This window comes from Kitasatospora sp. NPDC056181, from assembly GCF_042266225.1.
Classification (GTDB): domain Bacteria; phylum Actinomycetota; class Actinomycetes; order Streptomycetales; family Streptomycetaceae; genus Kitasatospora.
The window spans coordinates 1-10914 of sequence record NZ_JBHJUK010000220.1; the positions used below are offsets into that span (position 1 = coordinate 1).

Here is a 10914-nt window from a genome sequence, read left to right on the forward strand (position 1 = left end):
CCTTCACGCGCGGGCGGCCGCCCTAACGGCGGCCCCCCCGGGGGGGGGGGGGGGGTGGGGGGGGGGGGGGGGGCCGGGGGCCGTGGGCCCCCTGTTAATTTTTCCCCCCGCCCCCCGCCACCCGCTCACCGGGTGGGCATGCCCCCGTGCGGACTGTTGACCACCAACGGCAGCGACCCTTCAGCGAGGTAGGGGTGCTCAGGGAAGTAGTCGATGTGAAGGTGACCGCCGTCCTCGGCGATGGCCATGCCGTGCAGATTGTCCGCGAGGATCGCCCTGGCAACGGGATCACCGCTGATCACAAGGATCTGTCGCGGGGCGTCGAGGCGGATCCGCACCCCGGGGCCAGGAGCCTCTCTGACTTCGATCCCCGCCAGGGCGTTGCTGCCCGGCGAGGAGGTGGAGTTGAGCAGCCCCTCGCCGTCGGCCACCGCGCTTGCCAAGCGGGTCAGTTCTTCTGCCGATGCCGTGAGATCCACTTCGCCGTACACGGGGTCGGAGACCAGTTCCACGGGCGTCACTCCTTCAAGGTCGGACTCCCGTGGTGCCTGCCAAGATCGTCCGTCATGCGCTCAGGCCGGAAAGAGCTGTCAGATGCGGCCGAGTACGTCGGCGCCACTCGTCTAGTGCGGCGCGAGGACCACGAGAACGACGGCCGCCACGACGGCAACGGGTACGAAGACGAGGGCGAGGCCGAGCACGGCGGGAGTCAGCCGGTCCCGGAACTGCTTCGAGGGCCGGACCCGTGCGGCCGGGTCCGTGCTCAGCTCCCACCAGTTGACGACCCGCTGGAACTGCTCGTCGAAGTCGGGGGCCGGATGCGCGTCGCTGCGGTAGAGCCCGGGCAGCGAACGACGCCGCCCGCTCTCCAGGAACATCCGAACCGCGTACGACGACGAGCTCTGGCCCTTGGACTCGCGCACGTCGATCCACCGGATCTCGTGCCAGGGGTAGGTGCGGCCGCGCCCAAGGCCCCAACAGATGGTTATTCCGTCGGCCCCGACCCTGCTCCAGCTCCGGTACGACAGGAGGACGACCGGGGCGAGGAGGACGATGCTCCCGCCCGTCAGCCAGGCGAAGCCCACCGCGCCGAGCCGGGTGAAGGCGGCGGCGGCCTCGACGACCAGGACGACAAGTGCCAGCACCACGTACAACCTTGTCGGACGATTCCGATCCGCCGCCCGGAAGCTCAGTTCGATCACATTCGGCACACTACGCCTCCGGCCTCGGCCTCGGAACGGCTGGATTGGAGCATCAATGACGGCTGGTCAGGAATGGACGGTGGGTTTCGGCGCAGGCCGGAGCCCGGGTCCGCACCGCCGGCCAACGGGGTGGCTGTGCGGGACCGGGGACGGTGCGGCCACCCCGCTGAGCGGCGCCCAGGCCGGACGTCAGGTCAGCGTGGTGCCGAACGGGTCCGCACCGGGCGGGACCGGCCGGCCTCCCGGTACGCCTTCGCCGTGGCGTCCAGGCCCTCGCCGATGGCGTGCAGCGTCTCGTTCAGCTGCTTCAGCCCGTACTTCCACTCGCCGCCGAAGTGCCCGCAGGCCCCGTCCAGCGCGAGGTGGCCGGCCACCTGCGGCGAGGCCTTGTCGAGCGCGTGCATCGCCCCGGCCATGCTGCCGGTCGCCTCCCGCAGCTCCTTCGACACCTGGCCGAGCTCACTCGCGTCGACCCGGAAATTGTCCGCCACTGCTCCCCCATGTACCCCGTGCTTGGTGATCACCGGCACGCTAACGGTCAACTCTTCAGCCAGATAGACACGTTGACGAGTTCCTGATGCGCCGTGAACGCGTTCCCAACACCACGGGCCGCGTCAGGCGAAGACGAAGACCCGCAGCCTGGGCCGGACACCGAGGGCGGTCAGGACGAGCGCGGTTGCCAGGGCTGCTCCGCCGGCGTCGGCGGTGGCGTCGAGATCGTCGCGTCAGAGTCGTGTCAAGGACGTCCGGTGTCGTGCCAAGCGGGCGTCAAGACGCGAATGGCGTGCGGAGATCCGGTGCTTCGCTGTGCGGCGTCCCCCGTTCCCGTCCCCATCCGCCCCGCTCCCCCGGGGCGGCTCCGGAAGGTCCCAGAACCGATGCGCCGCTCGGCCCTCACCTCACCGGCCACCACCACCGAACAGCCCGCACCGAGGGCCGACTGGTTCCGCCGCCCGAAGGCCGGCAGCGCCGAGCCGGAGCCCCCGCACCCGGGCCACCGCCCCGGCGCACCCCGGCCCGGGCGCCGCCGGCTGATCACCGCACGCCAGCTCCGCGAGGCCCTCCCCGCCGCGGTACGCAAGCTCCACCCGCGCACCATGGCCAGGAACCCCGTCATGCTGGTGGTCGAGACCGGCTCCGCCCTCACCACCCTCACCGCCGTCGTCCACCCGGGCGTGTTCGCCTGGGTGATCAGTTTCTGGCTCTGGCTCACCGTGCTCTTCGCCAACCTCGCCGAGGCCGTCGCCGAGAGCCGTGGCAAGGCCCAGGCCGACTCCCTCCGCCAGGCGCAGACCGGCACCACCGCGCGCCGCCTGCTGCACTGGCGGGTCGGCGGCACCGACCACCGCCACGAGTCCATCCCCGCCGAGCACCTCCTCCTGCACGACATCGTGCTCGTCCCCGCCGGCGAGGTGATCCCCCGCGACGGTGAGGTGATCGAGGGCGTCGCGGCCGTGGACGAGTCGGCGATCACCGGCGAGTCCGCGCCCGTCATCCGCGAGTCCGGCGGCGACCGCACCAGCGTCACCGGCGGCACCCGGGTCCTCTCCGACCGGCTCGTCGTCCGGATCACCTCCCGGCCGGGTCAGAGCTTCATCGACCGGATGATCGCCCTGGTCGAGGGCGCGAACCGGCAGAAGACGCCGAACGAGATCGCGCTCAACATCCTGCTCGCCTCGCTCACCATCGTCTTCGTCCTCTCCGTCGTCTCGCTCCAGCCGATGGCGATCTACGCGGGCTCCCCGCAGACCACCGTCGTCCTGGTGGCCCTCATGGTGGCCCTCATCCCGACCACCATCGGCGCGCTGCTCTCCGCGATCGGCATCGCCGGCATGGACCGCCTGGTCCAGCGCAACGTGGTCGCGCTCTCCGGCCGCGCGGTCGAGGCGGCCGGCGACGTCGACGTCCTGCTGCTCGACAAGACCGGCACCATCACCCACGGCAACCGCCGCGCCACCGCCCTCCACCCACTCCCCGGCGCCGGCGTCGAACAGCTCGCCGAGGCCGCCCAGCTGGCCTCGCTCGCCGACGAGACCCCCGAGGGCCGCTCCGTCATCGAGCTGACCGACCGCCAGTACTGGGTACCGCCGCGCGCCGAGGGCGAACTGGGCGAGCAGACCACCGTCCCGTTCACCGCACAGAGCCGGATGAGCGGCGTCGACCTCGCCTGGCCCGACGGCACCACCTGTCTGGTCCGCAAGGGCGCCGCGAACGCCGTCGCCCACTGGGTGGTGCGCTCCGGCGGCCACCTGCCCACCGAGGCCGAACCCCTCGTCGACCGCATCTCCGCCGCCGGCGGCACCCCGCTGCTGGTCGCCGTCCACGACCGCCACGGCGCCCGCGCGCTGGGCGTGATCGAGCTCAAGGACGTGGTCAAGGAGGGCATCGCCGAACGCTTCGCCGAGCTCCGCCGGATGGGTATCCGCACCGTGATGGTCACCGGCGACAATCCGCTCACCGCCCGCGCGATCGCCGCCGAGGCGGGTGTCGACGACTACCTCGCCGAGGCCACCCCCGAGGACAAACTCGCCTACCTGAAGCGGGAGCAGGCGGCCGGCAACATGGTCGCGATGACCGGCGACGGCACCAACGACGCCCCCGCCCTCGCCCAGGCCGACGTCGGCGTCGCCATGAACACCGGCACCCCGGCCGCCAAGGAGGCCGGGAACATGGTCGACCTCGACTCCAACCCCACCAAGCTGATCGAGATCATCCGCGTTGGCAAGCAACTCCTCATCACCCGGGGCGCGTTGACCACCTTCTCGATCACCAACGACGTCGCCAAGTTCTTCGCGATCATCCCCGCGATGTTCGTCGGCTCCCACCCGGGCCTCGCGCACCTCAACATCATGGGCCTGCACAGTCCGAGGTCCGCCATCGCCTCCGCGATCATCTTCAACGCCCTGATCATCGTCGCCCTGATCCCGCTCGCCCTGCGCGGCGTCCGCTACCACCCCGCCTCCGCCACCGACCTGCTCCGCCGCAACCTGCGCGTCTACGGCCTCGGCGGGCTCGTCCTCCCCTTCCTCGGCATCAAGACCATCGACCTGCTCGTCCAGTTCGTCCCCGGCCTCGGCTGAGGCCGGGAGAACCGGCAGCTCGTCAAGGCCCCGCCAAGAACCCTGCTCCGGCCGTCCGGCCGATGGTCTCGTCGTCCTCGTCCGGCTGTCGTACGTGCCCCGGAAGCAGCCGGTCAGCGGCCGTTGTCCGGCTGGTAGACGGTGAGGTTGCCGTAGGCCGGCAGGATGCCGGCCAGGTCGCCGGGTTCGCCCCGCAGCACGGCGTCCAGGAAGGCGAGGGTGGCTGCGGCGACGACGCGCGGGCTCTCGGTGCGGCCCAGGGAGCCGACTATCGAGGGCACGGGCGGCAGATACAGGGGGCCGTCCATGAACGTGAGATGTGCGGCACCGGGGATGGTGAGCCGGTAGCTCGTCGTGGTGCCGGCCTTGAGCGCCTCGGTGAGGTGGGGCATGTAGCGCGGGTCGGTTGCCGCGGTGACGGCCTGGGTGAGCGCGAGCGTCGGCCGGTCGAGGGAGGGCGAGGCGGGGCCGTGGGGGTAGCCGTCCAGGTCGATGACGGCGTCGAACCGGTGATCCTGCCTGGCTGCCTGCAGGGCGGCGGCACCACCCATGGAGTGGCCGGTCACCGCGGCCCGGCTGGTGTCCAGGTGCCCGCTCAGCGGGTCGGCGGTCCCGCCTCGGTCCAGATCGTCCAGCTGGGTGAGGACGAAGCCGAGGTCGGCGGCGCGAACCGCTGTCCAGCCGGCCGCCAGCTCCTCGTCCTTCTCCGGGTCGCCGGTGGAGGCGGTCTCCGTGTTGATCGTCCGGCCGTCGGCGAGGACGACGGCGGCGGAGTCGTACGGGTGGTCGAGGGCGGCGACCACATAGCCGTGGCTGGCCAGTTCCTCCGCCCACGCGGTGTTCTGGGTGCGCACTCCGCCCGACCCGGGAGAGAACAGTACGACGGGGAACCGTCCCCCCTTGCTGTCCACCGGGGCGTCGAAGACCGAACGGGTGCGGGCACGCGGAACACCGTCGACCAGGAAGCCCGGCAGGCCGACTTCGCGGGCGAGGGCGTCGGAGACGGTGCGCGCCTCGTGCTCCGTGCGTCCGAGGTACTGGGCCCGCTGGGTGCCTGCGGGGCTCTTCTGTGCGGGGTACCAGAGCTGGACCACGACCGTGCGCCGGTCGTTCGGATCCGCGGTGAAGGTCTCGGGGCGGCGTGGGTCGGTCCACTGGACCACGCGGGTGCCGACCGCGAAGTCGCCCGACGGTTCGGGGAACTCGGGCACGGGGAAAGCCCAGGCGGCCACCGGGCCCGTCGCGATCAGGCCGGCGCAGGCCACCGATCCCGGCAACGCCAGCCACCAGCGGGCCCGCCACGCCGGCCGGCCGGAACGGCGTCGCAGCAGGGGAGCGAAGGCGAACGGCAACGCGAGGGCGGCGCCCGCCAGTACCGGCAGCATCTGCCAGCGCATCCCCGCCACACCCAGCACGATCGCGGAGAGCACGAGGACCGCCCCCGCCGCGATCGTGACGCGTGGGCGGGCGGCGGGGGGAAGCCAGCGCGCCACCACCAGTGCGACGGCACCCAGCAGGACAAGGATTTCCAGGGGGGACATGTTCAGTCCCGTGATGATCTCGGTCACCCGGCCATACTCGGCGCCGGGTGTGCGCCGCCACATCGATCCCGGGTCGCCGTCGTGTGCAGCCGGGATCGCAATCCGTGGCAGGTCCCCGTGCAACCGGAGCAGCAATCGAGCACGCCGGACCAGCGGCCGCCGTGCGACCCCGGGAGGTATCGGGACTCCTCCTGCGGTCGTACCTCGGCACGGTGTCATCAGACGGTGGGCTAATGTGCTCCGCTGCGCCCGCGGCCTAACGTGACAGGGGCTGCGGTACGTGCCGGGCGGCGCGAAGCGTGCGTTCCCCGTACTCGACCCGGACCAGGCCGTACGCGGCGGCAGCCCCGGCCGCGGCCACCATGATGCTGGATCGACAGGGACGTGTGATGACCGAGGCGGCCGCGGAACCCGGCAAGGCCCACCGGCTGCGCCACCGGGTGCGGGACCGGGTGCGGGTGCGGGACCGGGTGCGGGAGCTGGAGCGGGTGCGGGTGCCGATGCGCTACCGGGACCAGGACCGGAACCCGGTGTGGTGGGCGGGGACGGCCTCACGGCTGACGAGGTACGCCGACCTGGCCTCCGCACGAGCGGCGCGACTGCTGACCGCCGCCGGACGCCGGGGTTCCCGGCTGCCACCCGTGGTGTGGGACTCGCTGCTGCCGGCGCTTCTCCTCCTCAACGTCGTGACCACGCACGCGCCGCAGGAGCTGCCGGTGGCCGGGTCCCTCACCGCCGCCCTCGCGCTGCCCCTGGTGTGGCGGCGCCGGGCCCCGCTCACGGTGTTCGGCGCCGTGACAGCCGCGGCCTTCGTCCAGTGGCTGATGGACGTCCCACTGCCGGCGGACATCGCCTTGTTGGTGGCCCTCTACACCGCGGCCGCGAACTCGGGCCGGCGCGGCACGCTCGTCGCCGGTGCCGTCGTGGAGGCAGGAGTCCTTCTGGCCTGCCTGCGCTGGACGACGGGAGGCGCGTTCCTGACCCCCTTCATCGCGGTCACCGCGATGGCCGTTGCCGCCGCCGTCCTCGGTGTGAACGTGCGGACCACCCGCGCCTACCTCGCGGCCCTGGAGGAACGGGCCGCACGCCTGGAACACGAACAGGAACAACAGGCGCGGCTGGCCGTCGCCGAGGAAAGGACACGCATCACCCGGGAGATGCACGACATCGTCACCCACAACCTGTCCGTGATGGTCGCGCTCACCGACGCCGCCGTCTACGCGCAGCACCGGTCGCCCGACCGGACCACCGCCGCGATGCTCCAGGTGTCCGAGACGGGCCGGCAGGCCCTGACCGACATGCGGCGCTCGTTGGGCATCCTGCGGACCGACGAACCCGACGCGGAGCGCCACCCGTTGCCCGGCATCGCACAACTGGAGGCCCTCGCCGACCAGATGAGCGCCGCCGGACTGCCGACCCGCCTCGACGTCCACGGCGGCCACACCCACATACCCGCCACCGCACAACTCACCGTCTACCGCCTGGTACAGGAAGCCTTGACCAACGCCCTCAAGCACACACCCACCGGCACGCACGCGAAGGTCCGGATACGGTGCTCGACCGGGACCGTCACCGTGGACGTCACCGACAACGGCCCCTGCCCGCCGCCTCCCGCCGCCACACCGTCCGGCCACGGCATCCCCGGCATGCGCGAGCGCTCGGCCGCCTACGGGGGGACGTTGCAGGCCGGACCGCTTCCGGGCGGCGGCTGGGGAGTCCGTACCCGCCTCCTCCTCGGCAGCAGCGGAGCGGCGTCCGCATGACGATCCGCATCCTGATCGCCGACGACGAAGCGCTGCTCCGGATGGCCTTCAGCACGGTCCTGGAGGCCCAGCCCGACATGGCCCCGGTCGGCGAAGCCGCGGACGGCATCCAGGCCGTACGCCTCGCCCGGGAGCTGCGCCCCGATGTCGTCCTCATGGACGTCCGGATGCCCGGGACCGACGGGATCGAGGCGACCCGACAGCTCATCAGGACCTCCCCGCAGAGCAGAGTGCTGATCCTCACCACCTTCGACCTGGATGAGTACGCCTTCGCCGGACTCAACGCCGGAGCCTCGGGCTTCCTGCTGAAGAACACCAGGCCCGAGGAGTTCCTCACCGCGATCCGCAGCGTCGCCGCGGGCGACGCGGTGGTCTCCCCGCGGATCACCCGACGCCTGCTGGAGCACCTCCGCCCGCTCCCCGACGGCAGCAGCTCCGAGCTCGACGAGCGGCTGAGCCGGCTCAGCGCCCGTGAACGCGAGGTGCTCATCGAGGTGGGCCGCGGCCTGTCCAACACCGAGATCGCGGCCACCCTGTACCTCGCGGAGGCGACCGTGAAGTCCCATCTGGGGCGGATCCTGAACAAGCTCGAACTCCGCGACCGGATACAGGCCGTGATCTTCGCCTACGAGAGCCGCCTCATCCACCCGGCATGACGCCGCCGCCGGAGCCGGCCCGTTCGCCCAGCCCGCCCTTCGGGGCGCAGCCCGACGCGGATGCGTGATCGATCGATCGGCACCTGCCGTCAACCGACGCTCGGGGCCACGGGTTCCCACGGCTGGACCCACGGATCGGGCCACGCCTCGGCTGCGGCGAGCAGCGGGTCGAAGGTTGCGCCGTCGATGCTCTCGCGGATGACGTCGGCGTGACCGCCGTGCCGTGCCGTCTCCTCGATCAGGTGCAGCAGGACCCAGCGGATCGACCATTCCTTGACCTCGGCGGGAACCCATGGAGCCCCCTGCGGCACCGGAACGGCCTGCCCGAGGTCCGGGATGCCGGCGATCACCGCGTCGGTCCGCTCGGCCGCCTCTGCATACGCGGCCAGCACCGCGGCCAGGGTCTCGTCCGGGGCGAGCCGGAACTCGTCCGCGCCCGACTCGTCCGGCTCGTCCGGCTCGTTCGACTCGTCCGCCTTACGCTGCGTCCCGCGCTGCTGCTGGAGGACGAGGTCGGTCCAGAAGCCCTCGCACCGTGCGGCGTGCTTGATGAGACCGCCGATGCTCAACTCGCCGGCCGAGGCGGCCATGCGGGCCTGCTCCTCGGTCAGACCGTAAGCGGTGACCCGCAGCGCGCGCCGCTGGTGGGCCAGGTAGGCGGTCAGCGCTGTGCGCTCATCGGCGACGGGCGGGACGACTCTCGGCATGGCTGGACCCTCTCGCTATGCAAAGTCTTGCAGCAAGTTTTCAGCGGACTCTACTGCCACCTCCCGGCCGACGTACACCGGGCCGATCAACCCACTCCCCGACCTCCGGCGACGTCCCTGCTGGCCACGGCGCCGGCGAGCGATGCGACCGAGCCGGAAGCCGGTCCCGGCCACGTGCACGACACCGGCGCAGCGATGCAGGCACGATGCGCGCCGGGGCGGCACACGCCTGACCTTGCGCAAGAACCTGAAATTTCTTGCACCGGAGGGTTGACCACCCCTTTCACCGGGAGAGAGGGTCAACCCCATGCCCGCACACGTACCGCCGATCGCCGACGAGCGCGAAGGCCTGCTCGCCTACCTCACCCAGCAGCGCCAGACTCTGCGCGCCACCGCCCATGGACTGACGGACGATCAGGCAAGGATGACGCCCACCGCCGGCGAACTGAGCATCGGCGGTCTCATCAAACACGCCGCACGGTGCGAGGCCGGCTGGACCGACCTGATCCTCCAGCGGCAGCGCGGCCACCAGCGAACGGCGGACGAGAGCGACTCCGCCGAATTCGTACTCACTGCGGAGGAGACGCTCGCAGACGTGCTGGACCAGTACGAGGCCGCGGCCCGGGAGACGGATGCGGTGATCGCCGGAATCGCCGATCTCGGCCAGGCCGTGCCCGTCCCCCGGGGACTGCCGTGGTTCCCCGCCGACGTGAAGAACTGGTCCGTTCGCTGGGTGCTGCTGCACCTCATCGAGGAGACCTCCCGACACGGCGGTCACGCCGACATCATCCGCGAAACCATCGACGGCGCCACCCTGTTCCCGCTGCTGGCCGCCGCCGAACAGTGGCCCGACCCGTGGTTCCAGCCCTGGCAGGCCCCGACCGGCCGAACGGCGGAGGACACCTTGCCGACCGATCAGTAAGTGTTATCGCCACCGAGGCCACCGGTCTCCTCTGGTGTCGGCGCACGAGGCGCCGACCGGCGGGACAGCAGGTGCGGTGTGAACAATCGCGGTGCCGCTCCCAGCCGCCGGACGAAACCAGGGAAGTCCATCTCCGCTCATGCAATCCATACGTCGCAAGCAGGGAGTGGCGGTTGTCGTGACCGTCGGGGTGATCGCAGCCGCGCTGAGCGCATGCGGTCCGGAGGCCGACGAGGCGGCCGCAGGCAGGGCCGGTGTCGTGGCAGCAACGGCACCGGCAACGGCAGCAGCAACGGCCGCGGGTACCGGTAACTCGCCGTCCGCAGTCGTCTCCTCGGCGGCGGCCGCGTCGCCTTCGGCATCCCCGCAGGCCGACACCACGGCCTCGGCCACCCCGTCCCCGGCTGCGAGCACGGCCACCACCGGTGCACCGACCGTGCCGGCCACCAAGGCTCCTTCGAGCCCCGCCGCAGCCAAGTCTCCGAGCAGGCCGCCGACCGGCGCCGCACCGAGCCCCGTCACCAAGGCGCCGACCCCCGGCACAGCACGACCCGACACCACGGCGCCGCCCAGGACCGTACCGAACCCCGACACCTCGGCGTCGGACTACCCGGCCGGCAGCGCCGAGGCGCTGTCGCTGCGGCTGATCAACGAGGAACGCGCCCGCAACGGCGTCCCGGCCCTGGTCGTCAAGGCCGACCTGACGGACTTCGCGGTGAAGTGGGCCCAGCACATGCGCGAGACCGGTTTCGCCCACTCGGCGAACGCCTCGGGTGCCGGTCCCAGCCTCACCGGCAGCCGGACGCTGACCGGGGAGTGCATCGTGATGTGGAGCGACGCCTCCCTGACCGGGCAACAGGCCGCCGAGCAGTTCCAGAAGATGTGGACCGAGTCGCCCGGGCACCACGCCGCACAGATCAACCCCAAGTACCAGGAGATCGGTGTCGGCCTCTACCACGACTCCACCGGCTGGTGGGGCGTGCACGAGTTCGCCGGCTGAAGCCGCGGGCTCCCGGGGCCGGCCAGTAGCGCGGCCCCGGGAG

At 71.8% G+C, this 10914-nt stretch carries 10 protein-coding genes; 5 read left to right on the forward strand and 5 right to left on the reverse strand.

The annotated features are described in order from the left end of the window. Positions 1–125: 125 nt before the first annotated feature. The 3 genes from ACFC1F_RS40645 to ACFC1F_RS40655 form a co-directional block, all read right to left on the reverse strand. Positions 126–512 (reverse strand): hypothetical protein, encoded by a 387-nt coding sequence (locus ACFC1F_RS40645; RefSeq protein WP_376166503.1) that lies wholly within the window; start codon positions 510–512, stop codon positions 126–128. Positions 513–623: 111 nt separating this feature from the next. Then, positions 624–1145: a hypothetical protein gene (locus tag ACFC1F_RS40650; protein WP_376166505.1), complete on the reverse strand. Its 522-nt coding sequence runs from the start codon at positions 1143–1145 to the stop codon at positions 624–626. A 251-nt stretch (positions 1146–1396) separates the two neighbouring features. After that, entirely contained in the window at positions 1397–1693 is a 297-nt protein-coding gene (locus ACFC1F_RS40655) for a WXG100 family type VII secretion target (RefSeq protein WP_376166507.1), read from the reverse strand. Between the two features lie 387 nt (positions 1694–2080). On the opposite strand from ACFC1F_RS40655, the gene kdpB reads away from it, so the two are divergent. Then, positions 2081–4282, forward strand: a complete 2202-nt coding sequence (gene kdpB, locus ACFC1F_RS40660; protein WP_376166509.1) for a potassium-transporting ATPase subunit KdpB — start codon at positions 2081–2083, stop codon at positions 4280–4282. Between the two features lie 113 nt (positions 4283–4395). Here the strand turns inward: kdpB and ACFC1F_RS40665 are convergent, their stop codons facing one another. Further along, positions 4396–5886, reverse strand: coding sequence for an alpha/beta hydrolase family protein (locus tag ACFC1F_RS40665; RefSeq protein ID WP_376166511.1), 1491 nt, complete (start codon positions 5884–5886; stop codon positions 4396–4398). Between the two features lie 578 nt (positions 5887–6464). On the opposite strand from ACFC1F_RS40665, the gene ACFC1F_RS40670 reads away from it, so the two are divergent. Together ACFC1F_RS40670 and ACFC1F_RS40675 are read left to right on the forward strand one after the other, a co-directional pair. Continuing rightward, positions 6465–7586 (forward strand): sensor histidine kinase, encoded by a 1122-nt coding sequence (locus tag ACFC1F_RS40670; RefSeq protein WP_376166521.1) that lies wholly within the window; start codon positions 6465–6467, stop codon positions 7584–7586. Further along, complete coding sequence (locus ACFC1F_RS40675) at positions 7583–8242, forward strand: response regulator (RefSeq protein ID WP_376166513.1); 660 nt, start codon at positions 7583–7585, stop codon at positions 8240–8242. The genes ACFC1F_RS40670 and ACFC1F_RS40675 overlap by 4 nt, the downstream gene beginning before the upstream one ends. An 89-nt stretch (positions 8243–8331) precedes the next feature. Here ACFC1F_RS40675 and ACFC1F_RS40680 read toward each other — a convergent pair whose 3' ends face one another. Next, the gene (locus tag ACFC1F_RS40680; protein WP_376166515.1) at positions 8332–8949 is read right to left on the reverse strand and encodes a DinB family protein; all 618 of its coding nucleotides are present in this window, start codon (positions 8947–8949) and stop codon (positions 8332–8334) included. A gap of 307 nt (positions 8950–9256) precedes the next feature. On the opposite strand from ACFC1F_RS40680, the gene ACFC1F_RS40685 reads away from it, so the two are divergent. Both ACFC1F_RS40685 and ACFC1F_RS40690 read left to right on the forward strand, forming a co-directional pair. Next, entirely contained in the window at positions 9257–9871 is a 615-nt protein-coding gene (locus ACFC1F_RS40685; RefSeq protein WP_376166517.1) for a DinB family protein, read from the forward strand. A 436-nt stretch (positions 9872–10307) separates the two neighbouring features. Beyond that, a complete protein-coding gene (locus ACFC1F_RS40690; RefSeq protein WP_376166519.1) occupies positions 10308–10871 on the forward strand; it encodes a CAP domain-containing protein in 564 nt (187 codons plus the stop codon). Positions 10872–10914 lie beyond the last annotated feature (43 nt).